Genomic DNA, 24,039 nt, shown 5'->3' with positions numbered 1-24,039 from the left:
GCCCGGCCGGGTGCATCCGGCCGGGCCAACGCGTGGGCTGACAGCCCGTCACGCAGCCTGTTCAGGTCTCCCCGACACCGTCACCCGGCGCGGGAAGGGATCGGATCAGGCGGGGGTGCCACCCGCGTTGCGGCGGCGGTTCCAGACGAGGACGCCGGCGCCGCCGATGAGCAGCGCACCCGCAGCCACACCGATCATGATCGCGCCGTTGTCGTTGCCGCCGGTTTCGGCGAGCGACGCGGAGGCGACCTCGCTGACCGGGGGCACCTCCGGGCTGCCCGTCGGCGGCGTGGTGTCGCCGCCGCCCGGAGCGGGCGCGGTCGTGGTGGGCGGCGGCGTCTTGTCGTCGGCCGGCTTGCTGGTCGACGGCGAACCGCTCGGCGGCGGAGTCTTGGTGCCCTCGTCCGTGGGCGGCTTGCTGGTGGACGGCGAACCGCTCGGCGGAGGCGTCTTGGTGCCATCGTCGGTCGGCGGCTTGCTCGTCGAGGGCGAACCGCTCGGCGGAGGCGTCTTGGTGCCCTCATCCGTGGGCGGCTGGCACGCCTTGCCGCCGTTCCACGCGGTGATGAGGTCGGTGGGGAACTTGTCGTGGGGGTAGAGCGGCAGCGGGTTTTCCTTGCCGTCGTACTTCTTCCCGTTGCCGTACAGGTCGACCTGGCCGAAGCACTTGGGCGCGGGGACCTCAAGCGTGGCCGTTTCGTGCTGCTTGTTGAGCTTGGCGGTGGACCAGCCGAGGAACGTCTGCTTCCCCGAGGTCGCCCACGTGGGGCCTTCGGCGTCGTACGACGCGAGGGAGACCGCGTAGTCGCAGCCGTCCTTGACCTTGCCCTCGACCTTCACCTGGATCTTCGTCACCAGGGCGTGGTCCATGCGTCCGTCGTCGGTCCACGTCTTGCCGCCGTCGAGCGAGTACTTGATGTGTGCTTTGTCGCACTTGTCTCCGGTCGCGTACGCGGTGCCGGTCGCCAGGACCGGAAGCGCCATGCCGGCGGTGCCGACTGCGATCGCGCTCGCTATGAACTTTTTCGTGCCTTGTCGCACAGGGACACTCCGGGTAATCGGCAGTGTTGCGGAGAGAGGTGGGAGCCGGACCGCCACGGGCCCGGTCGCCACGAGGTGTCGCCGCGTCGCGAACTGGGTAGTCCGCCCGGCGTACTGGATTATTCCGGGTTTCCCGCCTGCCACAATCCCGATAGCGCATCCGCCGGGAATACTCGGCGAATTCGCGTTGGCAACGTATTTCCCGGTTGTTCACCGGGCGGGGTTGTTGACGGTGAAGTCCGTTATACGGCAAAGACCGACGCTCTGTCGCACACTTGTGAGCGGGCGAAGTCGCCCGCGATTAATAAGTTTATCGATACGACACGTGATCAACTCCCGCTGCCCGTACGTGTCTTGTGGGTTCACGGCGCGCGTGCCACCATCGCGCCGGCACCGACGGCCCCGTCGACACCAGGAGTTCCGCCGCATGAACGAACCCACCGTTCCCCCGGTCCTCGTCGAGCGCGACGGGCACGTCCTCGTCGTGACGCTGAACCGCCCCGAGGCCCGCAATGCCCTGACCACCGAAATGATGGAACTGCTCGAAAAGGCATGGGATCAGGTCAACGACGACCCCGAAATCCGGGTGGCCGTCCTGACCGGCGCGGGCGGCGCGTTCTGCGCCGGCGCGGACCTGAAGAACATGAGCCGCAGCGCACCCGGCGACGCGTTCAAAGGCGACGGCGACGGAACGAAGTTGGCGCTGGACATGTCGACGATGAAGTGGGCCCTGAAGGGCTTCACCCTGGCGAAGCCGCTGATCGCGGCCGTGGAAGGGCCCGCGATCGCGGGCGGCACGGAGATCCTCCAGGCGACGGACATCCGCGTCGCGGGCGAGTCGGCACGGTTCGGCGTGTCGGAAGTGCGCTGGGGCCTCTTCCCGCTGGGCGGTTCGGCGGTACGGCTGCGCCGGCAGATCCCGTACACCGCCGCGGCCGACATCCTGCTGACCGGCCGCCACCTGTACGCCCCGGAGGCGAAGGAACTCGGGCTGATCTCCCACGTGGTGCCCGACGGTACAGCGCTGGCGAAGGCGCTGGAGATCGCGCGCACGATCGCGGCGAACGGGCCGGTCGCGGTGCAGGCTGTGCTGCGCGTGCTGCGGGAGACCGACGAACTGCCGGAGGACGAGGCGTTCGCGATCGAGTCGGAGGTCGGGATGCGCGTGTACCTCTCGGAGGACGCGCGCATCGGACCGCGTGCGTTCGCGGAGAAGAAGTCGCCTGAGTTCACGGGGCGTTGACGTCGTCGCGGCTGCGGGCAGGGCTGTGCCCGGGGCGGACGGATCCGCCCCGGGCACAGTTTCAAACTGGAGGGACCGTGACGTTCGTGGCGACTAGAACGGCTGCGGGGTTACCGCGTTCCAGTCGTCGTCGCAGATCACGTCGTTACCCGCGGTGTCGCACTGGGTCTCGTAGATCTCTCCCGCCGTGGTGACGACCTGGACCGTGGCAGTGTTGCCCTGGTTGATCGCCGTGATGCCGCACGCCGGGTCCGTCGGGAACCCTTCGTTGTCCGAGATGGTCGTCCACTCGTACGCCCCCGGGTCCGGCTGGAGGCCGCGCCCGCCGAAGCGCGCGGTGTCGTCGAAGAGCACCGCGGTGAACTCCTGCGAGCCGCGCTGGTAGCTGTCCAGCGCGATGCACGGGCCGGCGGGGCCCCGCTCGCCAGGCTCACCCTGCGGGCCTTGCTCACCCTGCGGACCCTGGGGTCCGGCGGGACCTTGCGGGCCGGGGGTGCCGCCCTCTCCGGGCGGGCCCTGCGGACCCTCGGGGCCCTGCGGACCCTCGGGACCCTGCTCACCCTGCGGGCCGGCGGGACCTGCCGGTCCGGGAGGTCCGGGAGGTCCAGGGGGACCCTGCTCACCGGGCGGGCACTGGTCCGGGCACTTGTCCGGCTCCTTCGGGCAGTCCTTCGACGGAATGCCGTGCGGGTAGATCGACGGCATGCCGCCGGGCAGGCCCAGCCAGTCCTTCGTGAGGTCACCCGAGTTGTCCGGGCACTCGCCGCCGCGCGTCTCCGCCCCCGGGGCCATGCCCGGGAACATGCTCGCTTCGGTGGTCGTGCTGCCCGTGCTCTCGGCCACGGCCATGGCCGCGGGCGAGGCGCCGACAAGCGCCGCCGCAAGAATGAAGGCGCTGCCGAACCTAAGTCCGTTGCGCCGCCTCATGGTTCCGATACATGAGGTATCCCGCATCCGAAACTCCTTCCATGCAGAAAGTCGGATACAGCGGCAACAGAGTGCTCAGGACATGTCCGACATCGCTCATGACACACCCTCGGCAAACGAGGGATCCGGAGGTTCACGCTTCCGCACCCATCAGCCGCCTGAACAGGCCAAATGGCCCATACGGCAGGGCATCGCGCCCCGGCCGATCAGCATTCCTCCGACAATCAGCCCGCGCCGACGCGGTTGGTGCGGACCAGCATCCACATCAGGTACGGGGCGCCGACGGCACCCGTGACGATGCCGACCGGGAGTTCCGTCGGGGAGAAGAGTGTGCGTCCGATCAGGTCGGCGACCAGGAGCAGTACAGCGCCTGTCAAAGCGCTTGCCACCAGCGGGATTTCGGCTCGTCCCGCGAGCCGTCTGGCGATTTGGGGGGCGCCGAGTGCGATGAACCCGATCAGCCCCGCCGACGCGCACGCGACCGCCGCGAGGCAGGTCGCGAGCACCAGCAGGACGATGCGGGCGCGGCCGATCCGGATGCCGAGGCCGCGGGCCGTGTCGTCGTCGAACTGGAGGAGCTGGTACGCCCGTCCGAGTGCGAGGACCGGCGGCACGAGGAGCAGCAGTGCGAAGCCGACCCATTTGACGTGGGTGTAGTCGCGGCCGTTGAGGCTGCCGGTGAGCCACACCATGGCCCGGCCGGCCTCGTCGATGTCCGCTTTCGCGAGCAGCCACCGGTTGAGGGCGACGAGCGCCCCTTGCACGGCCAGTCCGACCAGCACGAATCGGTAGCCGGTGATCGTGCCGCCCCGGTAGGCGAAGACGTAGATCGCGCCCGCGGTCGCCAGGGCACCGCACAGTGCGCCGAACGGCACTCCGCCGTACGTCCCGGCGCCCGCCGCGGTGACGCCGCCGAAGAGGATCGCGCTGATCGCGCCCGTGCCCGCGCCCGCCGAGATGCCGATGAGGTCCGGGCTGGCGAGCGGGTTGCGGGTGACGGCCTGGAAGACCGCGCCGGCCAGGGCGAACGCGACGCCGACGAGGATCGCCGTCAGGGCGCGGGGCAACCGCAGTTCGCGGACCACGAGTTCCTGGTCGTCCGGGCCGAACCCGAAGAGCGCACCGAGGACTTGGTCGACCGGAAGGTTGCTGTAGGTGCCCAGGCACAGCGACGTCACCAGCACCGCGAAGCCGACCGACAACAGGGCGCTGTTGGCGAGTACGACGCGCACGCGGATCAGGATCCCGAAGGGCCCCAGGGACAGCCTCACGTGGCACGCTCCTTCAGACGTCCGCTCTTGATGAGCACGATGAGGAACGGCGCGCCGATGAACGCCGTCACGACGCCGACTTCGAGCTCGGCCGGTCGGGCCACGAGACGGCCGACCACGTCGGCGGCGAGCATCAGTGTCGCGCCCGCGAGGCCCGAACACGGAAGCAGCCAGCGGGCGTCCGGGCCGGTGAGGGCACGCATGACGTGCGGAATCACCAGTCCCACGAAGGTGATCGGCCCGGCGGCGGCCACCGCGGCGCCGGTGAGCAGGATCACCGCGAGAGCGCCGAGTGCGCGCGTGGTGCGGACCGACGTACCGAGGCTGCTGGCCAGATCGTCGCCCAGGGCAAGGGAGTTGAGGCGTCCGACCAGGCCGAGGGCGAGCAACAGCCCGGCGGCGACGAACGGAAGGAGCTGCCAGGCCAGACCGCGGTCCCGGCCGGCGAGCGAGCCGACCGCCCAACTGCGGTACTGGTCCAGCGTGTTGACGTCCAGCAGGACGAGGGCGTCGGTGAACGCCTGGAGGAACGCGGTCACCGCGGCGCCGGCGAGAGCGAGTTTCGCGGGCGTCGCGCCGCCGTAGCCGGTGCCGCCGACCAGGTAGGCGAGCAGGCCCGCCACCGCCGCCATCACGAAGGCGCACCAGATGTACTGGTACGACGCCGTCCAGCCGAACAGGCCGATTCCCGCGGCGACTCCGAAGGCGCCGCCCGCGCTGACGCCGATCAGCCCCGGGTCGCCGAGGGGGTTGCGGGTGATCTCCTGGGCGACCGCGCCCGCGACGCCCAGCGCCAGGCCGACGAGCAGGCCCAGGGCCGTCCGCGGCATGCGCAGGTCGCGGACGACCACCGCGTCGCCGTCGCGGCTGCCGCCCAACGCCGCGAACACATCGGACAGCGGGACGTTCTTCGTACCGATCGCAAGCGACGCGAACACCGCGACGGCGAGGGCCCCGAGGAGGACGAGCACGGTCACGGCGTTGCGCCCGACGCTGCGCCGGGCGCGGGTGGACTCGGGCGGCGCGTCGGGCGGCGCGGCTCCGGACGTGAGGGTGGCAGACACGAAGAGGAAGGTAAGCCATGCCTCAGAACGGCGGTACACACCCCCACTTGTTGTCGGCAATGCGACAAGGCTACCTTTCTCCATCGAGACGAAAGTTAGGCAAGCCTTTCCTGAATACGGTCGGCTTGCGTCCCCCGGCCCTGGAGAACGACCATGCGTACGGAACCGCGCCGACGGCGCTCAAGACTTGCGGCTGCGGCCGTCGCCATCGCCCTCGCGGTGGGGCTCGCCGGCTGCGGTGACGACGAGGGCGACAGCGCCGGCGGCGCCGCCGCGACGTCCGCCGCTGCGGACGCGTCCGCGTCGGCCTCGGTCGCGGTGTTCCCGCGCACGATCACGCACGACAAGGGCAGCACCGAGATCAAGGCGCAGCCGAAGCGCATCGTCGCGCTCGACAACAGCCTCGTGGAGGCGGTCGTGGCGCTCGACCACCCGCTGGTCGGCGGCATCGGCTCGTACCGCGACCAGAGCGGCTTCCCGGACTACCTGGGGGACGCGGTCAAGGACGCCAAGGACGTCGGTCCGCTCGCGAGCCCCAACCTGGAGGCGATCGCGGCGCTCAAGCCGGACCTGATCATCTCGGCGACCGTGCGCCACGACGACAAGTACGACCAGCTCTCCAAGATCGCGCCGACCGTGTTCGTCAAGACGACCGGTCCGACGTGGAAGGACAACCTGAGGCTCGTCGGGCAGGCGATCGGCGAGGAGCAGAAGGCCGACCAGAAGCTCGCCGCGTACGAGGCACGGGCCAAGAAGGTCGGCGACGCGGTCAACGCGAAGGCCGGCAACCCGACGGTCTCGATCGTGCGGTTCGTCGACGGCCCGACGCGCATCTACCTGCCGAAGACCTTCAGCGGCATCGTGCTCGCGGACATGGGCATCGCCCGGCCGGAGAACCAGCGCGACCCGGAGAAGTTCAACATCGAGATCAGCGAAGAGCAGATCGAACAAGCGGACGCCGACTACGTTTTCGTCACGACTTTCTCCGGTGGTGCGGATCGCAGGGCGAAGTTCCTGGCCAACCCGCTGTGGCAGCGGCTGAACGCGGTCGCGAACGGGCATGTCCACGAGGTGGAGGACGAGATGTGGATGACCTCGGTGTCGCTGCACGGCGCCCACGTCATCCTCGACGACTTCGCCCGGCTGTTCGCGGTCGACGCAGCCAAGTAGTCAAGCACGACGAGGACCGAGCGGGACCGAGTAGGGCGACGAAGCGGAGCACCGAACCGACACGGCGCGAACGGCGGGGGTCATGCGAGGAGTTCGGGGCGTGGGAACGCGGTCGGCGAATCGGGGGATCGTCGTCGTCGGCTGTACGGCTTCGGCGTTGCGCCTGCCCCGGGCCGCGCCCGGCTCCGGTCACGCGCACACCGGATCCCCGGTGCGGGTGACCGGCGCCGCCTCGGCCTTCGGCTGCTTCCGCAGGGCGTCGGCGTGTTGTCCGCAACACCGCGCTTCCGCGCCGCTCTGCCGAACCTCGTCCCGGTCGTTCCTCTTACTCGCCGCTGTCGAAGTGCGCGGCGGTGCCGTCGCGGTGCCGCCGCGCCCCGCGTAGTCGTCCGAGACGCCGCCCGCCGACTTGTACGTTCCGCCGTGCCGCCCGTACCGCCGTTCGACCGCCGCCTGTTCGCCGCACGCCCTGTCGTCCGCCCGGAGGTCCGTTGCACCTTCACCTGGTCGCCCTCAACCCCACCGACTCCGTCACCGCCGGCTTTCTTCCCGCCGCCGCCGAACTCGGCGGCGAGGTGACGCTGTTCACCGATCGGGCCGCTCCGCACACGAGCGCGTACGCGGGTTCCGCCGCCGCGCCCGCCCGCATCGTCGAGTGCGACGTGCGGGACTTCCGGGCGCTGGTCGCCGCAATGAGCGCGGTCACCACGGCGGGGACCCGGCCCGACGCGGTGTTCAGCAACAGCGACCACCTTCAGACACAAACGGCACTGGCCGCGGAGTGGTTCGGCGTCCCGGGCAAGGACTGGCGCACCACGCTGCGCACCAAGAACAAGGCGCTCATGCGGCGGCATCTCGCCGGGGCCGGTTCCGCGCCCGTGTGGAGCACCGAGCTTGCAGGCGACCGCGATCCCGACGAACTCGCGGCCTTGGACATCCCGTTCCCCTGCGTTCTGAAGCCGCGCGAAGGGGTGGCGAGTGAGGACGCCTATCTGGTCGAGGGCACAGCCGAACTCCTCGCGCGGTGCCGCGAGATACGCGCGCGTGCCCCCGGACTCCCCCTGGTGGTCGAGGAATTCCTGCGCGGCGAACTGCGCACGCTGGAGACACTGGGCGACACCCGAACCCGGCGCGTCCTCGGCGGGTTTCGCACCCGGGTGTCCGGTCCGCCGTCGTTCATCGAGGAGAGCATGGCGTTCGACGCCGAGCCAGATGCCGCGACGACCGGGCAGGTCGAAAACGATCTGGACACTCTGGGTGTCGGATTCGGGGCGTGTCACACGGAGTTCGTCGTCGATGACGGCCGGGCTCGGCTTGTCGAGGTGAACTACCGCATCATCGGCGACCAGTGCGACCTGCTCCTGCAGGACCTCCTCGGCGTGCCGGTGTTCGCCCAGGTGCTGCGGGTCCACCTCGGCGAGCGGCTGCCGGCCCCGGCGCCACGACGCGCCGACCGCCGTGCCCGCGTCGAGTATGTGTGCGCCGATGCGCCCGGCACACTGGTCGCCGCACCGCCCGCCGAGGACGCCGTCGACGGCCGGGTGCACCTCACCTACCGGCCGTTACGCGACGTCGGCGTGGCGGCCCCGCTGACGCGGACCAACCGCGACTATCTGGGGGTGGTTCGCGCGGTCGGCCCGGATCAGCAGAGCACCGATGCCGCTGTTGCCCGCTTCATCGCCGCCCGTCGGTGGGAGATCCGCCGGTGACCGCGACGCGCGCCGACGACCCGCACCGGAGTGACCCCCCTTCCGAGACCGCCGAAGACGCCTTGTGCGCACGAGTGTTGGACGCCTGGCTGCGCGAAGACGTCAACGGGTTCCGCCGCACGGCACGGTGGGCCGACCGTCCGGACGGGCCGTGGCTCGTGGTGCGCTCCGGCCCGCGCACGGCCGAAATGCCGGTGCGGCACGCGTTGTTCCTTTGCGATGTGGCCGTGCGTGCTCCGCGACTGACCGAATCCGGCCGGGAGATCGTGGGACTCGACGCCTTGTTGGACTTTCTGTCGGCCGGCACCGAAGCCGTCGACGCTTACGGCTTCGCCGCGTTCGCCCGCGAATGCCGTGCGACGCTCGCAACCGCGGTACTCCACGAGGCCCACCGCGACGCCGTGTTCGCCCGGCTCGCCGGCAGCACCGCACGCGGACCGGCCGGGGCCCTGGAGTACGACACGGTCGCGGCGTATCGCGACCATCCGGCCTACCCGACCGGGCGCTGCCGCCTCGGCTTGGACCTACGCGAATTACGTTTCTACGCACCGGAGTTCCATCCGGTCTTCCCGCTGCGGTGGGTGGCCGTGCCGCTGGAGTCGGCATCGCTGCACGGCACCTTGCCGCGGTGGTGGCCGTCGCCGTCGCGGGTCGGCCTGCCGGCGCGGTGCGACGCCACGCATGTGACGCTCCCCGCCCATCCCTCGACCGACCCGGAAGCACTCGCCGCCGCGTGCCCGGGCCTGCGCCATGGACCGGAGCCGTACCTGCCCGTCACTCCGACGCTGTCGACACGGACAGTGGCGGTGCGCGCACGACCGCACGAACACCTCAAGGTGCCGTTGACGGCCAGCACGCTCGGCCTGCTGAACCGCCGCACCATCAAGCCGGGTTCGCTGGTCGACGGGGACGCCGGCGGACGCCTGCTGCGGCTGGTCCTCGACGCCGAGCCCGGGTTCCGCGACCGCGTACTGATCGCCGACGAACACACCTACGGGCACGCCGGACACGAACTTCTCGCCTTCCTGGTCCGCCGCCACCCAGCGGGCCTCGACGAGGCGCGCGTGGTCACCGTCGCGGCACTGACCGCGCCCGGGCCGGGCGGGCGCCTCGTCGTCGACACCCTCGCCGACGAGTTCCACAACGGTGATCCGATCGCGCTGTACACGCAGTACCTGCGGCTTCTGTTGGACTGGCACGTCACCTTGTGGCTGCGGTACGGCATCGCACTGGAAGCCCACCAGCAGAACACGTCCCTCGTACTCGACCGCGACGAGGCGGGCCGTACCCGTATACGGCTGCTGCTGAAGGACCACGACGCGCCGAGGATCATGCCCGCGCGCATCCGCGCCCGGCTCGGCGCGGCGGCCGAAGAGATCGTCTTCGACGACCCCCGCATAGCGGTCTCCGAAAGCGGGGCACTCGCCGACGTCTTCACGACCATAACGATGCACCTGTGCGCTGCCGCGCCGTTGTTCGCTCTTGCCCAGGCAAAACGCATCGCCCCGGCGGAGGCAACCTTGCTGCTGCGCACCTGCCTTGAGGACGCCGCCGCCGCACACCGCGGCGCGCCGGACTTCGCGGTGCTGCGCACCCGGCTGCTGGAAGCCGACCGGCTGCCGGTCAAACTCATGGTGACGGCGGGGACGTTGCTGCGCAAAGCACGTTCCGGCGCGTCCGACATCAACAAGCACTACGCCCGGACCGGACCGAACTACCTTGCCGCAGCGCCGTTTGTCGGGGGCGTGCGTGCCGATTGACGCCACCGGAGTCCCGGCCGACACGCAGTCGGCCGGATACGTCGCGTCGGCACGCGGACCCACCGCCATGGTCGCCCGTCACCTCAACCGCTTTTTCTCCGAAGGAGCTTCATGCACCGCGTCGCCGATGCCGCCGCAGGCCTCCCCGGCCCATCGCACCGCCTGCCGGACAACCGGCCCGCCGCATTGCCGACACCCGATGAAGCGACCGCCCACACACTGTTGAACTGCCTGCTGCGCGAAGTGTCCGGCCCCGAGCGGCAGGCGGCGGTGACGGACGGCCATCTCCTGGTCCGCCTGCCTCGCGCCAACGCCCTCCTGCGCGTCGCCGTGCGGCGCATCTCGCTCACCGGAGCACACCGGTTCCGCGGCCCGGTACGCCGGTTCAGCGGGCACGTGTGGCGCGAACTCGGCTGGGAGGACCTCGCGGATTTGGTCGCACGGGAATTGGCGGCACGCCGAGGGACCGCGAACGACGAGTTCGTCGACCAGGTGCGGTCGAGCCGCGACACCGTCGCCGCGATCCTGGCCCGGCGGACCACCGCGGACCACGCCGCCCCCGACTACCTCGCGTCCGAGCAGGCCCTTTTATTCGGTCACCGGTTCCACCCGGCGCCCAAGGCCCACAGCGGCGCCGTCGCCGACCGGGTCCGCTACGGACCCGAAACCGCTCACGCCTTCCCGCTGCGATACCTGGGGGTACGCGGCGACCTCGTCCGCGAGGAGTCGGCACGCGACGACGCGCTCGACCCGGTCGACCGGCTCCGGCCGGTCCCCGACGGCTACCGCCTCCTGCCCGTTCACCCCTGGCAGTTCGATCTCCTGACGCAGAATCAGGCGCTGCGTCGGGCCCTCGCCGACGGGCGGTTGCGCGATCTCGGGGGCGGGGGGCCCGAGTTCGTTCCCACCGCGTCGGTGCGCACGCTCGCCGGCGACGGCTGCTTCCTGAAGTTCAGCCTGGGCGTGCGCATCACCAACTGCGTGCGCAAGAACGCGTGGTACGAACTGTCCGGTGCCGTCGCCCTCACCCGCATCCTCGCCGGCCCTGCCCGCGAAACCGCCGCCCGCCACCCTGGGTTCGTCTTGCTTCCGGAACCGGCCTACCGGACCGTCGACTTGGGCGACAAGGAACTCCTGGAGGGCTTCGGCGTCATCGTCCGCGACGGCGTCGACGCGTACGGACCCGGAACTCCGCTGCTGGCCGCCGCCGTCGCCGACGAGTACCCGGTGTCGGCCGCACACGTGTCGCGGCTGATCACCGATCCGACCCCGGAACGGGTCGGCCGGTGGTGGCGCGACTACCTCGACCTGCTCGTCCCGCCCGTGCTCACCTTGTTCTTCGAGCACGGCGTGGTCCTCGAACCGCACCTGCAAAACGTGTTGGTCTGCGTCGACGACGAAGGCCGGCCCGTACGCATGCTGTTCCGCGACCTGGAAGGCACCAAGCTGCTGGCGGACCGGCACGCCGCCGATCTTGCCGCCCTGCCCGCCGACGTCGCCGGACCCATGACGTACGACGCGGAGCGCGGCTGGAACCGCGTCGTCTACTGCCTGTTGGTCAACCACATCGGCGAGACCGCAGCCGCGCTCGCCGACTTGTGCCCCGCAGCCGAGGCGGGCCTGTGGGGCACGGTACGGGCGGTGCTGCTCGACCACGCCCGGCGGTACGGCTGCCCTCCGCCGCTCCGGGCGCTTCTGTCCGGCGCGCCGCTCCCGGCGAAGGCCAACCTGATGACGCGCTGGCAGCGCGCCGCCGACCGCGACGCGGGATACGTGCCGCTGCCGAGCCCGCTGAGCGCCGCGTTCCTCAAGAGCGCCCGGCGGGACGCCTCCCCCGGCAGGCCGCCCCGGAAGCACGCCGAAAATCCCACCGCGAAGGAGGAGGCCCAGCCTTGGCACGCGTGATCACGCACGAAGCCGCAGCCGACCCCGCCGACGTCCTGGTGACCGAAGCGGTCCGGGAGCATGCCGGCGCCCTGGCCGACGCGGAGCTGCCCGCGTACATCCACGACCTCGACGCCCTGTCCCGCCACGCCGCGGGTATCTCGTCCGCTCTTCCGCCCCGCGTCGAGCTCTACTACGCGGCCAAGGCGAACCCGGCCGCCGAAGTCCTGCGGACGCTGGCCCCGCACATCCACGGCATCGAGGTCGCCTCGGGCGGCGAGCTGGCCCACGTGCGCCGCGCGCTGCCGGACCTGCCGATCGCGTTCGGCGGACCCGGCAAGACCGACGACGAACTCGCGGCGGCGACGGACGTGCACCGGCTGCACGTCGAAAGCGAGCACGAGCTGCGGCGCGCCGCCGCGCTCGCACGCGCGCACGGGCGGACCGTCGACGTCCTCCTGCGCGCCAACCCGCCGGTCGACGTGCCGGGCGGACCCGCCGCCGTGCCGCTCGCCATGGGCGGCCGGCCGAGCCCGTTCGGCATGGACCCGGGCGCGCTCGACCTCTGCGCACAGATCCTCGCCGACGAGCCCGCACTGCGCCTGCGCGGCATCCACGCCCACCTGGCCAGCGGCCTCGGCGCCACCGCACTCGGATCCCTGGCCGAGCACCTGCTCGACTGGGCGGCGAAATGGGCCGCCCGAAACCGCGTCGACCTGCATGAACTCGACATCGGCGGCGGCATGGCCGTCGACTACGGCCACCCGGCCACCCACTTCGACTGGCCGGCGTACGGCAGAGCCCTCGCCGCCACTGCCGCCCATCCCGACGCGCCCGTGCTGCGCATCGAACCCGGCCGTGCGCTCACCGCGTACCACGGCTGGTACGTCACCGACGTCCTGGACCTCAAGCACAGCCGGGGCCAGGCCTTCGCCGTCGTCCGAGGCGGCACCCACCACCTGCGGACGCCCGCCGCGCGCGGGCACAGCCAGCCGCTCGCCGTGCTGCCGCGCCACCGGTGGCCGCACCCGTGGCCGAGGCCCGCCGTCCGCGGTGAACCCGTCACGTTCGTCGGCCAGTTGTGCACGCCCAAGGACGTCCTGGCATCGCGCCTGGTCCTGCCGGGGACGCTGCGGATCGGAGACCGCGTCGCCTTCGCGATGGCCGGGGCGTACGCGTGGAACATCTCGCACCGCGACTTCCTCATGCACCCGCCCCCCACGTTCCACTACCTGCCACCGCGCGAGAACCATTTGGACCAGGCCGGGAGCGCTACGTAAAGTTCTCCAGCCACCCTTCTCCCACGACCAGGAACGGCCCCCGACATGACAGCGAGCCCCGACGAAGCCGACATTCCCGGCATCGACCCCCAACGGCTCGCCGTCTGCCTGGAGGTCCTGGCCGAGCTCGACCGCCTCCCGACCGAGCACCCCGACGCGGTCCGCGTGCGCAACGCCACCTCGCACGTCTTCAAGAGCGTCAAGGAACGCCGCCGGGCCGAGCGCAAGGCGCGCATCATGGCCGCCGACCAGGCGGTCACCGCGGCCACCGCGACCGGCTCGCCGGACCGCATCGACGACGAGACGCAGGGCATCCCGATCAGCTCGTCGGCGGCCGGCGAGCTGGCGGGCATACTCCAGCGCCCGCGCGGCTGCTACATCTGCAAGCAGCGCTACGTCGAGGTCGACGCGTTCTACCACCAGCTGTGTCCGCGCTGCGCGAAGGAGAACCGCGAGCGCCGCGACGCCCGTACGGACCTGACCGGACGCCGCGCACTGCTCACCGGCGGTCGCGCCAAGATCGGCATGTACATCGCGCTGCGCCTGCTGCGCGACGGCGCGCACACGACCATCACCACGCGCTTCCCCAACGACGCGATCCGCAGGTTCACCGCGATGCCGGACAGCGGCGACTGGATCCACCGGCTGCGCATCGTCGGCATCGACCTGCGCGACCCGGCGCAGGTCATCGCCCTGGCTGACTCGGTGGCCGCCGCGGGCCCGCTCGACATCCTCATCAACAACGCGGCGCAGACCGTGCGGCGCACCCCGCAGGCGTACGCCGCACTGATAGCCGCCGAAGAGGGTCCGCTGCCCGCCGGGGAACTCCCCGAGTCGATCACGTTCGGCCACATCGCCGGTTCGGGCCACGTTGCGCTCCCGTCCGCCTCGCCGTCCTCGGGTGCCCTCGACCCGCAGGCCCTGACCGCGCTGGCACTCACCAGCGGATCCGCGACCCTGGCACGCATCGAGTCGGGCACCGCGATCGACGCGGGCGGCCTCATCCCCGACCTGGACGCCTCCAACAGTTGGGTGCAGCGGGTCCACGAGGTCGACCCGATCGAGCTCCTCGAAGTGCAACTGTGCAATGTGACAGCGCCGTTCCTGCTGGTCAGCCGCCTGCGCCCGACCATGGCCGCGTCCCCGAGACGCCGCAAGTACATCGTCAACGTCTCGGCGATGGAAGGCCAGTTCAGCCGCAGCTACAAGGGCCCAGGCCACCCGCACACCAACATGGCCAAAGCGGCGCTGAACATGCTGACCCGCACGAGCGCCCAGGAAATGCTCACCGACGGCATTCTGATGACTGCCGTGGACACCGGCTGGATCACCGACGAACGCCCCCACCCCACCAAGATGCGCCTCGCCGACGAAGGCTTCCACGCCCCACTCGACCTCGTCGACGGCGCGGCCCGCGTCTACGACCCCATCGTGCGCGGTGAGTCGGGCGAGGACTTGTACGGCTGCTTCCTGAAGGACTATGCGCCGTCGCCTTGGTGACGTGCCGTCAGTTGCTGCGCACCGATGGGTGCTTCGGTCGGCCTTCCCTGCCGACCGNCCCCCCCCCCCCCCCCCCCCCCCCCCCCCCCCCCCCCCCCCCCCCCCCCCCCCCCCCCCCCCCCCCCCCCCCCCCCCCCCCCCCCCCCCCCCCCCCCCCCCCCCCCCCCCCCCCCCCCCCCCCCCCCCCCCCCCCCCCCCCCCCCCCCGCCGCGGAGGGGACGCAACACCGCCCCCGAGCCGACGCGCAGTCGGAGACGTGACGTGCCGCGCCTGTTGCCGGGCGCGTCGTTCACCCGGAGGCGATCGAGCTCCGCGGCGGCTCCTGTAGCTCGCGCCGGTGGAAGCGCATGAACCCGTCGGGGTCCGGGCTCCGGGTCCCGGAGGACGTCGGCCGTCCCGCTGCCCGGATGGCAGTCGACCTGCCGTGCCGTCCTGCGGGTCCCTGTCCACTGCGACTTACCAGACCCGGCAGGCCCACCGCGCGCACAGGCCGGCACGCGACCGGATCATCGGCGATGACGTTGGCGTCGGGAACCTCGGCTTGGCATCCCCGTAGGCGTCGGACGTCAGATCACGAGGTCGCCGTATTTCTGCAAGACCTCGCGGTTACCGTCCTGGCACGATCACGAGGTGTGTTCGAGTGTCCTGCGCCAGAGATCCGTCGGCAGAACATCGGCGCAATCTCGAATGGCTGTCAACGGGACGGGAAGCAGTGATGCTCAACAGTTGCAGCAGGCGCGTGAATTCGCGCGGTCACGCGACATTCCTTGCTGCTTTGGCTGCGGCAATGGTTTTCTCGCTGGTTTCATGCGATTCGAACACCGGCGACGCGCCATCGCCCCCTTTCGGGGGATCTCTTGAAGACAAACTGATCAGCGAGGCGGAAGCAGCTGATTCGCACTGCGTGACTGCCACGGTGGACGGGAAACCGCTCGTTTCCGCGAAATTCGCTCGGGCGAATGAGAAGCCGACCGATGCCGCATACTCGATCACGAAGTCGATAACGTCGATTCTGGTGGGAATAGCTCAGGACAACGGCTTGCTTCATCTGAATGACCCAGCGTCTCGCTTTATCACCGAATGGCGTGGGACTGACGCCGCGAACGTCGAGATCAGGCACCTTCTGTCGGGTACCGCAGGACGCTACGTGGACGCGCGGACCGACTACATCGAAATGGCCGGGCGCGCAGCTGACAAATCCGCTTTCGCTATCGGCCTGAGCCAGGTCGTACCTCCCGGAACCTCGTGGAACTACGACAATGCCGCGGTGCAGTCATTGGAGACGGTCCTTGAAAGAGCAACGGGTATGCCCGTCGCGCGATTCGCCGAGCAGCGGCTTTTTGCGCCGCTCGGAATGGTGGACACGAGTATCGATGCAGACGAATCCGGGAATCCTCTGCTCTTCGCCGGGCTGCTCACCACGTGCGACGATCTCCTCAGATTCGGTCACATGATGCTCAAGGGAGGCCAATACGAGGGAAAGACCATCGTGTCGCGCGAGTACGTCACCGCCGCAACGCAGGCACCCAGTTCCGAACACAACGCCGCTTACGGCCTCCTGTGGTGGCTCAATCGGCCCGGGCAGGCGGTCACCCCCGACATCGCGACCAAAGGACACGGTTCGAAGAAGTTCGATGGCCAGTTGGTTCCTGACGCACCGGAGGACACGTTCTGGGCACTCGGTTTCCGCGACCAGATCCTGGTGATCATTCCATCGATGCAAACGGTCGCGGTGCGACTCGGCGATGCACCCCCGCCGACCGCGGACCTGAATGTCACCAGTTTCACCTCGTCGCTGCTCGACGTGATCCGGTAGCCCCCGATGGCTGTCATCACAGACTGGGGAGTTCGCGGAGGACTTCCTCCCACCACGCCCGGCCGGTCGCGGGGCGAGGGGCGCCTTCGGCGGTGAGGACCATGTGGACGCCGGAGCGGCGGAGGGTGGCTATGGCGCCGGGATAGCGCGGATGGGCGGCGAGATCGGGATTGAAGGCCGGGGCAGCGACGGTGTGCAGGCTGGGACCCAGGGCCTCGTTGAGGATGCCTACCGCCGGGTTGTCGTTGATCCCGGTGACCCACTTGTTGAGCGTGTTGAAGGTGAGCGGGGCGGCCAGCACCGCCTGGGGTGCGGGGAACGGACGGTCCTCGCCGGGCAGTCGGTCAGTGTGACGCGGCGGGCGGCCGGCGGCTTCGGCGACCTCGTCGAGCGAGGCGGCGAGCCAGCGGGCGGCGGTCGGGGTCAGGGTGACGTACGGGTCCCATCCCCAGGCGCGGATCAGGCGCAAGCCGTGGGGCAGTTCGAGCACGGGTGGCGCGGCGCTCGCGACAACGTGCAGTGCGGGCAGTCGTGACATGGCCCGCAGGGTAAACGTCGGCACGTCCGAGCGGCGTAAACGTTCCTTCGCCGCGCTCCGCGCATGACGCCGCCTACGGAACGGAACGCCGGCCACCTCGTCGAACTACCGGGCGAAGTGCGGAAGCCGGGCGGGATCGTCAAGAGGGACGTCGTCCGGTGCAAGCGGCCTGCCGTACAGCAGACCTGTTTCCAGAGTGCCCAAGGACATGGTCGGGTGCGGATGGCAGACGACCATGGCGTAGTACACCGCCGCCGCCATCTCGGCCGGTCGTGTGATGTCGTACCTGACGTATTCGTGGGCGACGAGCTCCATGCGGTGGACGGTGTCCGCATCGAGGTGGCCGCCCTCCATCAGGAGGATGGGCACCGACAGGACGCCGTACAAGGTGCCGAAGGCGCGATGGAACCCCGATGTCCGGTCGCCGACGGCCGGGGCGTCGGCGAGCAGACGCTCGACACGGCCGCGCATGTGCTCCCACACCTCTTCGCGCACGGTTGCCCCGCAGTCGGTGACCAGCTTGCGCGCCGTGGAGACTGCGGTGACGGCCGTCCGCTCGGCACCGCCACGAGGTCCGGAGGCTCCGGGGCGAACGGAGAACGGCCGGTGGAAGTCCCCCGTCTTCGATGCGTAGTCGCCACACCAGGGGCAGGCCGACGGTCCGCTCTGCGGACTCTTGCGGTACGCGACAGCCAGCTTCGTCCAAGTCCTGGCCCGTCGGCCGAGGAACGTGTAGGGCATGGTGATCGCGGCAGCCAGCTCGACGGGGTCGCAGGTGCCGGTTCGTACGGCGTCCCAGCGCCCGCGGAGCCAGGCACTGTAGTGGGCGAACCAGAGCCGCAGATCACGGCGGAGCCGGAACATGTTGCCTGGTTCCCCGCGCAGCACATCTGTCATGAGATCGCTCATGTCGTTGGTGAGGCGCGGCAAAGCGATCAAGGCCATGTTCTCCCGGCACACCAAGGACCGCCTCAGCCAGTTGGGCAAGCCCATGTCGACCATGGCCCACCGGGCCACTTCCACGTCGCTCAGGACACCTCGGTCGAACAGGGGAACGTTCATCGACGCCTTCGCGGCACAGCGCCCCTCGATGCCGCGCCGCCCGGCCCGGCACACCACGACATTCGCGTAGTCGAGCCACTTCCGAGGCAGCCGCAGCACCCCATCGACGGCCATCGCCCGCGCGCCCTCCAGCAGCGTCCGACGCACCTCTGAGTCCGTTGCCATGGCGGTGTAGTCCATGATCGTCAGGAGATCCGACGCACACCAGTCGCGAGCCTCCTGCTCGGCGACGATTCCCACGTCCGCCATCACCTTGGTGGGCATGAGCCACCCCCAGGTGATCGCCGGATGGAGCAGTGGCCTGGAGACAGCCAGGACCTTCGCCATGGACGCATGGAAATCGTCGCTGAAGGCATCGGGAGGCGGCACTTCGGTCAGCAATCCGTGCTTCTGCGCCCAGACTGAACGGTGCTCTCGGAAGAACTCCAAGTCGTGGTCCGGTTCCATCACATCGTCGAAACCGTGCTCCGTACTGCCCGATACGAAGGCGGCCAGTTCTGCGACGGGCCGACCGAGCTGCCGCGAGCCGACGAACGCTCCCCCGAAAGGCGCTCCCCCGCAAGGTGTGGTGTCCTCCGGACCGGTGCCAGGTCCCGGGGCCAACGGATATTCGGTGTCGACATCCCAGTACGCGGAGTCAGGGATGGCGTGCGGAGTACCCAAGGCGTGGAGGGGGGTGGCCACCTCCGAGTACCTGCCGGGCTCACCGTCGACGGTGCTCACGTGTTCGCTCGGGCCCCACCCTCGCCCCTGCGAAGTGCCTCGCTGCCCGGCACGCCATCCGGCCACCGCGTCACGCATGCACCCCTCCAACCCGGCCGGCCCCGAGGACCTGCTCTCCCGACATCCCTGTCCCATCGGCCACGACCAACAGTCCGCCCCGGCGTCGTCCGGCGCGGGCCCGCGTCGGCAGCCCCTGCGGCCTCGGCGACCGGATGTGCTCAGTCGTGCCTGGCCGGTGGTGGGACACTGTGTCGCAGCGCGGAGGTCTGACGGCCCGCAAGGCGGCGAACGGATATACGGACAGCGGCGTTGGCGGGCAGAGAAAACAGCCGAACTTGCGCAGCAGGGCACACGCCGACGAAGCGCTCAGGTACGCGCACCTCCTGCGATGCGACGCTCGCGCTGGCGCATGCAGCATGACCGACCGACCGAGCCGCGCCGCCGCGAGGGCCGGTACGCTCCGCTCGACGCCATGCCGATCGGAGTCCACGCCGTGCCCCGTCTCCAGCGCCGTGCCACCGCGCCCGACAGCGCCGTGCCGCTCGCCCCCGCCGATGAAACCGCCGGTGTGCCCGCCGCGCGCACGAAGCACCCGGCGGGGCAACGGCCGTCGTACGCCTACCTCTCGTGGCTGCGCGTGATCGCGATCGTGGCCGTCGTGTCGATTCACACGACGGGGCTCACCATGACCGACGAGAGCCTGCGCGGCAGCGCGGTGTGGTGGGCCGCGGCGATCGTGAACGTCGGGTCGACGTGGGCCGTCCCGGTGTTCGTGATGATCAGCGGGGCGCTGCTGCTCGCGCCTCGGCCGGGTGAGGACGCGTACGGCTTCTATCGGCGGCGGCTCGGACGCATCGCCGTGCCACTGGTGTTCTGGCACGCGTTCTACATCGCCTTCAAGATGTGGGTGAAGGACTACCGGCCGAGCCTGGAAAAGGTCGTCGGAGACCTGCTGTTGGCCCGCACCTACACCGCGCTGTACTTCTTCTGGCTGATCCTGGGCCTGTACTTGCTCGCGCCGGTGCTGCGGGTGTTCCTGGCCAAGGCGTCCGCGCGCGACCGATGGCTGGTCACGGGGCTCGCCCTGGCGTTCGGTCTCGGGGTGCAGATCACCAACGCCTACATTCAGGTACGCGAACTCGGCGCTCCCGCACTGCGGTTGACCGCACCCACCTACTTCCTGCCGTACGTGGGCTACTTCATGCTCGGCTACCTGCTGCGCGACGTGGTGCTGACCGCCCGTCAGCGCCTGGCCGCGGCCGCCGTGTTGGTCTTCGCGCTGACCGAACTTGTCTGGCAGCACACGCATGCCGACGTTCTCCCGCTCGACTTCGCGGTGGCGCTGCCGCCTAACACGCTCGGTGCCGTCACCGCACTGTCCGCCGCGCTGGTGTTCCTGCTCGCCCGGGGCGGCCTCGACCGCGCGGGCGGCGTGGGCCGCACGGTGAGCGACCGCGTTCTGGGCGTGTTCGGCTGCCATCTCGCGGTGCTGTACGGCTTCCAGCAGTGGTACGGCATGTCCGACGGCGCGACGACTCTTCCCGAACTCGCGCTGCTGCTCGGCTCGACAGTCGCGGCAGCGTTCGCGATCAGCTTCGTCGCGGCCCGAATCCCCCTTCTGCGCAAGGCCTTCTGACCGAGTCAGGTCAGTTGCCCGTACCGCGCCAACGCGGCCTGGAATGCGGACGGGCCGATGTTGAGCGGCGCCGTGAACGGGTCGCGCATCTGGAACACCAGCAGGATCCCGAATCCGACGACGGCACCCGCGAACCCGAGCAGCGCGATGTTGCGGCGGTCGGCGGTCATGCCGACCAACGGCGGATAGACCAGCACCAGCACGCCCGCGACGATCATCGCGGCGAACAGGACCGGCGGGGACACGGCGTCGAGGTCGGCGAGCCGCGCGTACCTCTTGATGTACACCTCGTCCACCGCGGCGGCCGTCGCGTCGAACGCCGTGGCCCTGTGGTCCTGCGGGACGGCATCCAGCGCCCCCTGCACGGCGTCGAGTTGCCGCCATGCCGCCGGTGATGCCCGGTGTTCGGCGAGTTGCGGCCATTCGTCGTCGATGACGGTCCGCGTGTACGCCGTGATGCGACTGCGTACTTCGTCGCGGTGCGGCGGCGCGAGTTCGCCCGCTCGGGAGTACGCCTTCGCCAGCACGCGCGCCTCCTCGTGCGCGTGCGTCCGGGCCACGGACTGGAGTTGCCACGCACCGACGATGAGGAAGCCGGTGATGAGGATGAACGACGACAGGACGACACCGCCCGCGAAGGACAGCGCCTGGGAATTGAACTCCCCTTCGCGGCTGCGGACGCTGCGGCCGAGCCACAGCGCGGCGCCGACCGCGAGGCACGTGCCCGCGACGGTGCACAGGACCCATACAACGACGGTCACGACTACCTCCCGGAGCGGCCCCGTGCCTCCGCGCCGCGCCCGAGGGCGGCGAGAGCGGCCGGAACCATGGCGAGCATGAGGGCGAAGCTGAGCCAGGTCACGAGATCCCACGCACTCGTGTCGTCGTCCGGGACGGCTTCCTTGCGCGGCGGCTCGGCGGCGACCGGCACGTTGGCGGCGGGAATCGGCGGCTCGGGGGCGGGCAACTCCGGTGCGGGTGCCGCGGGTTCGGGCTGGAGCGGGGGCGGAATACCCGGCAGGGCGCGGGCGACCGGTTCGGGACGGGCCGGGGCCGGCGGTTCGGGCGGGGGCGCGGGGGCTTGCGGAGTCGGCGGGGGCGGCGGGACCGCCGCGGGAGGCTCCTCGCGTACCGGGGCATCCGGAGCCCGAGGTGCCTCCACGGGCGGGCCGGCGGTGGGAGTCGGCTCGGCCGGTGCCGTGGTCGGCGGGACGCTCGGCTGCGGTGTGGGTGTCGGCGTGGGGGTCGGTGTGGCGGGGATGGGCGGGGTCGGTGTCGGCTGCGGCGGCGGACCGGGGCACGGGCAGCCGCAGCGGATCTCGCCGAGGACCGGCACGAGGCTCAGCGTGCGGCCGACCGTATCGACCAACACGCAGAGCACGGACGGGACCAGGCCGCCATGCGATGTCTGATGGGACGTCACAACGTGTGTCGGGACCGGGCGCTGCGCGGGGCCGTCGGGCAGGGCGGCGGCGGGCGGGACAGCCGCGGCCAGCGCGCAGATCGCGAGCGGCACCGCGCCGAGCCGCGCGCGGGAGGCCGAACGTGCGTACTTCGCAAGCATGATCCAAGCGTGGGCGACCCGCCCCCGACCCGGAGCAGGTTCCGGACAAGATCGCCCGTTCGTGTACTCCTGTGGTAACTGCGGGTTTTTGCATGCCGTTTCGGGTGCACCGAGAGACCCGGCCCCAGGCCTGCCGCCGCATACATTCCGTCCCACACATCCGCGCGCCCCGAGCGCACTCCCGCGCTCCCCCTTCCTCTCCTGATTCGGCGGGAATCGTGCGTGCACGCGCGTGGCGTTGGCATTTCTTTCCCTGTTCATTCACACACTTTCGTGTCATTGATCCGGCATTTTCGCGGCGCTCAGGATGGTTGGCGCAGGCCCGACCCACGCGGTCCTGGGGCGCTTACAGGGGAGGCATTACCTATGACGGTCGATGCGGGTTACGACATCGGGGCGAACGGCTCCGGCCAGCGGCAGAGTCTCGGCACGGCGGCGGCGCGCAACCTCGCGACGACGACCAAGTCCGCGCCGCAGATGCAGGGCATCAGCTCGCGGTGGCTGCTGCGCATGCTTCCGTGGGTGAACGTCGCCGGCGGTACCTACCGGGTCAACCGACGCCTCAGCTACGCGGTCGGACGCGGCCGGGTGAGCTTCGCGCAGACCGCCGACCGGGTGCAGGTCGTCCCTCCGACGCTGCGCGAACTCCCTTTGCTGCGCGGCTTCGAGGACGAGGACGTGCTCGGCGCGATCGCCGACCGGTTCACGCAGCGCGAGTTCGCGCCGGGGGACGTGATCACCGAGGCCGGGCGGCCTGCCGACCAGGTGTACCTGGTGGCGCACGGCAAGATCAACAAGGTGGGGGACGGCAAGTACGGGAACCAGAAGGTGGTCGGTGTCCTCGCGGACGGCGACCACTTCGGCGATGAGGCGCTGACCGATGACGACGCCGCGTGGGGCTACTCCGCGACCGCGTCGACGGCCGGCACCCTCATGGTGATGAGCCGTCAGGCGTTCCAGTCGCTGGTCGACCAGTCGCCGGAACTCCTGGTGCAGATCGCCCAGTTCCTGGCGAGCTCGCAGCAGTCGACGAACCGGCACGGCGAGGCCGAGATCGCGCTGTCGTCCGGCCATGAGGGCGAGGTCGATCTGCCGGGCACGTACGTCGACTACGAGTTGGCGCCACGCGAGTATGAACTGAGCGTCGCGCAGACGGTGTTGCGCGTACACAGCCGTGTCGCCGACCTCTACAACCAGCCGATGAACCAGATCGAACAGCAACTCAAGCTGACCGTCGAGGCCTTGCGCGAGCGACAGGAGCACGAACTCGTCAACAACCCCGAGTTCGGGCTGCTCCACAATGCTGACCACGAGCAGCGGATCCACACGCACCACGGTCCGCCCACGCCCGACGACATGGACGAACTGCTCAGCCGGCGCCGGGACACATCGCTGTTCCTGGCCCACCCGCGGACCATCGCCGCGCTCGGCCGCGAGTGCAACAAGCGCGGCCTGTACCCCGACACGATCGACCTCCAGGGCAGCCGGGTGCCCGCGTGGCGCGGCGTTCCGGTGCTGCCGTGCAACAAGATCCCGATCCAGGACGGCCACATCTCCAGCGTCATCGCGATGCGCCTCGGCGAATCGAACCAGGGCGTGGTCGGCCTGCACCAGACGGGCATCCCCGACGAGTTCGAGCCGAGCCTGTCGGTGCGGTTCATGGGGATCAACGAAAAGGCCGTCATCTCCTACCTGGTGAGCGCCTACTACTCCGCGGCCGTGTTGGTGCCCGACGCGATCGGCGTCCTGGAGAACGTCGAGATCGCCCGCCCCAGCGACTGAGGCGGCGTCCGAGACGGCAGCCTGAGCACGACGCGCGGCCTGCGGAAAACGCGGGGGTACGACCGGGCA

At 70.4% G+C, this 24,039-nt stretch carries 18 protein-coding genes; 10 read left to right on the top strand and 8 right to left on the bottom strand.

Going from position 1 to position 24,039, the window contains the following annotated elements:
• Positions 1–105: 105 nt before the first annotated feature.
• A complete protein-coding gene (locus ACRX5W_RS22015) occupies positions 106–1,041 on the bottom strand; it encodes an LPXTG cell wall anchor domain-containing protein (protein ID WP_436789960.1) in 936 nt (311 codons plus the stop codon).
• Positions 1,042–1,468: 427 nt separating this feature from the next.
• Here ACRX5W_RS22015 and ACRX5W_RS22010 point away from each other — a divergent pair, with 427 nt between their 5' ends.
• Positions 1,469–2,284: a crotonase/enoyl-CoA hydratase family protein gene (locus ACRX5W_RS22010; protein WP_436789959.1), complete on the top strand. Its 816-nt coding sequence runs from the start codon at positions 1,469–1,471 to the stop codon at positions 2,282–2,284.
• Between the two features lie 93 nt (positions 2,285–2,377).
• Here ACRX5W_RS22010 and ACRX5W_RS22005 read toward each other — a convergent pair whose 3' ends face one another.
• The 3 genes from ACRX5W_RS22005 to ACRX5W_RS21995 all read right to left on the bottom strand — a co-directional run bounded on the left by ACRX5W_RS22005 (position 2,378) and on the right by ACRX5W_RS21995 (position 5,546).
• Positions 2,378–3,211 carry a hypothetical protein gene (locus ACRX5W_RS22005; protein ID WP_436789958.1) on the bottom strand — a complete coding sequence of 278 codons (834 nt, stop codon included), beginning with the start codon at positions 3,209–3,211 and terminating at the stop codon, positions 2,378–2,380.
• 224 nt (positions 3,212–3,435) lie between these two features.
• Positions 3,436–4,482 carry a FecCD family ABC transporter permease gene (locus ACRX5W_RS22000; protein ID WP_436789957.1) on the bottom strand — a complete coding sequence of 349 codons (1,047 nt, stop codon included), beginning with the start codon at positions 4,480–4,482 and terminating at the stop codon, positions 3,436–3,438.
• Positions 4,479–5,546, bottom strand: a complete 1,068-nt coding sequence (locus ACRX5W_RS21995; RefSeq protein WP_436789956.1) for a FecCD family ABC transporter permease — start codon at positions 5,544–5,546, stop codon at positions 4,479–4,481. The genes ACRX5W_RS22000 and ACRX5W_RS21995 overlap by 4 nt, the downstream gene beginning before the upstream one ends.
• 153 nt (positions 5,547–5,699) lie before the next feature.
• Between ACRX5W_RS21995 and ACRX5W_RS21990 the strand changes: the two genes are divergently transcribed.
• The 7 genes from ACRX5W_RS21990 (at position 5,700) to ACRX5W_RS21960 (ending at position 16,665) form a co-directional block, all read left to right on the top strand.
• On the top strand, positions 5,700–6,716 hold the full coding sequence (locus ACRX5W_RS21990; protein ID WP_436789955.1) for an ABC transporter substrate-binding protein: 1,017 nt from the start codon (positions 5,700–5,702) through the stop codon (positions 6,714–6,716).
• A 491-nt stretch (positions 6,717–7,207) separates the two neighbouring features.
• A complete protein-coding gene (locus tag ACRX5W_RS21985) occupies positions 7,208–8,425 on the top strand; it encodes an ATP-grasp domain-containing protein (protein ID WP_436789954.1) in 1,218 nt (405 codons plus the stop codon).
• On the top strand, positions 8,422–10,185 hold the full coding sequence (locus ACRX5W_RS21980) for an IucA/IucC family protein (protein WP_436789953.1): 1,764 nt from the start codon (positions 8,422–8,424) through the stop codon (positions 10,183–10,185). The genes ACRX5W_RS21985 and ACRX5W_RS21980 overlap by 4 nt, the downstream gene beginning before the upstream one ends.
• 111 nt (positions 10,186–10,296) lie before the next feature.
• Entirely contained in the window at positions 10,297–12,090 is a 1,794-nt protein-coding gene (locus ACRX5W_RS21975) for an IucA/IucC family protein (protein WP_436789952.1), read from the top strand.
• A complete protein-coding gene (locus tag ACRX5W_RS21970) occupies positions 12,078–13,349 on the top strand; it encodes a type III PLP-dependent enzyme (protein ID WP_436789951.1) in 1,272 nt (423 codons plus the stop codon). The genes ACRX5W_RS21975 and ACRX5W_RS21970 overlap by 13 nt, the downstream gene beginning before the upstream one ends.
• 45 nt (positions 13,350–13,394) lie before the next feature.
• On the top strand, positions 13,395–14,849 hold the full coding sequence (locus tag ACRX5W_RS21965) for an SDR family NAD(P)-dependent oxidoreductase (RefSeq protein ID WP_436789950.1): 1,455 nt from the start codon (positions 13,395–13,397) through the stop codon (positions 14,847–14,849).
• 640 nt (positions 14,850–15,489) lie between these two features.
• Complete coding sequence (locus ACRX5W_RS21960; protein WP_436789949.1) at positions 15,490–16,665, top strand: serine hydrolase domain-containing protein; 1,176 nt, start codon at positions 15,490–15,492, stop codon at positions 16,663–16,665.
• 16 nt (positions 16,666–16,681) lie between these two features.
• On the opposite strand, the gene ACRX5W_RS21955 is transcribed toward ACRX5W_RS21960, so the two are convergent.
• The gene (locus ACRX5W_RS21955) at positions 16,682–17,203 is read right to left on the bottom strand and encodes a flavoprotein (protein ID WP_436789948.1); all 522 of its coding nucleotides are present in this window, start codon (positions 17,201–17,203) and stop codon (positions 16,682–16,684) included.
• A 105-nt stretch (positions 17,204–17,308) separates the two neighbouring features.
• A complete protein-coding gene (locus ACRX5W_RS21950) occupies positions 17,309–18,949 on the bottom strand; it encodes a hypothetical protein (RefSeq protein WP_436789947.1) in 1,641 nt (546 codons plus the stop codon).
• Between the two features lie 448 nt (positions 18,950–19,397).
• On the opposite strand from ACRX5W_RS21950, the gene ACRX5W_RS21945 reads away from it, so the two are divergent.
• Positions 19,398–20,624 (top strand): acyltransferase, encoded by a 1,227-nt coding sequence (locus ACRX5W_RS21945; RefSeq protein WP_436789946.1) that lies wholly within the window; start codon positions 19,398–19,400, stop codon positions 20,622–20,624.
• A gap of 5 nt (positions 20,625–20,629) precedes the next feature.
• Here ACRX5W_RS21945 and ACRX5W_RS21940 read toward each other — a convergent pair whose 3' ends face one another.
• Positions 20,630–21,385: a hypothetical protein gene (locus tag ACRX5W_RS21940; protein ID WP_436789945.1), complete on the bottom strand. Its 756-nt coding sequence runs from the start codon at positions 21,383–21,385 to the stop codon at positions 20,630–20,632.
• Positions 21,386–21,387: 2 nt separating this feature from the next.
• Positions 21,388–22,188: a hypothetical protein gene (locus ACRX5W_RS21935; RefSeq protein ID WP_436789944.1), complete on the bottom strand. Its 801-nt coding sequence runs from the start codon at positions 22,186–22,188 to the stop codon at positions 21,388–21,390.
• A gap of 366 nt (positions 22,189–22,554) precedes the next feature.
• Between ACRX5W_RS21935 and ACRX5W_RS21930 the strand changes: the two genes are divergently transcribed.
• Positions 22,555–23,970 (top strand): family 2B encapsulin nanocompartment shell protein, encoded by a 1,416-nt coding sequence (locus tag ACRX5W_RS21930; protein WP_436789943.1) that lies wholly within the window; start codon positions 22,555–22,557, stop codon positions 23,968–23,970.
• The last annotated feature ends 69 nt before the right edge of the window (positions 23,971–24,039 follow it).

This window comes from Yinghuangia sp. YIM S10712 (assembly GCF_051388935.1).
In the GTDB taxonomy this organism is placed as follows: Bacteria; Actinomycetota; Actinomycetes; order Streptomycetales; family Streptomycetaceae; genus Yinghuangia.
This window is presented reverse-complemented; position numbering and strand designations above follow the sequence as displayed.

What these genes read in the sequence shown, in the direction of transcription:
- ACRX5W_RS22010 (WP_436789959.1), top strand. Translation starts at nt 1,469, where the DNA reads ATGAACGAACCCACCGTTCCCCCGGTCCTCGTCGAGCGCGACGGGCAC.
- ACRX5W_RS22005 (WP_436789958.1), bottom strand. Translation starts at nt 3,211, where the DNA reads ATGAGGCGGCGCAACGGACTTAGGTTCGGCAGCGCCTTCATTCTTGCG.
- ACRX5W_RS21990 (WP_436789955.1), top strand. Translation starts at nt 5,700, where the DNA reads ATGCGTACGGAACCGCGCCGACGGCGCTCAAGACTTGCGGCTGCGGCC.
- ACRX5W_RS21975 (WP_436789952.1), top strand. Translation starts at nt 10,297, where the DNA reads ATGCACCGCGTCGCCGATGCCGCCGCAGGCCTCCCCGGCCCATCGCAC.
- ACRX5W_RS21965 (WP_436789950.1), top strand. Translation starts at nt 13,395, where the DNA reads ATGACAGCGAGCCCCGACGAAGCCGACATTCCCGGCATCGACCCCCAA.
- ACRX5W_RS21955 (WP_436789948.1), bottom strand. Translation starts at nt 17,203, where the DNA reads ATGTCACGACTGCCCGCACTGCACGTTGTCGCGAGCGCCGCGCCACCC.
- ACRX5W_RS21945 (WP_436789946.1), top strand. Translation starts at nt 19,398, where the DNA reads ATGCAGCATGACCGACCGACCGAGCCGCGCCGCCGCGAGGGCCGGTAC.
- ACRX5W_RS21935 (WP_436789944.1), bottom strand. Translation starts at nt 22,188, where the DNA reads ATGCTTGCGAAGTACGCACGTTCGGCCTCCCGCGCGCGGCTCGGCGCG.
- ACRX5W_RS21930 (WP_436789943.1), top strand. Translation starts at nt 22,555, where the DNA reads ATGACGGTCGATGCGGGTTACGACATCGGGGCGAACGGCTCCGGCCAG.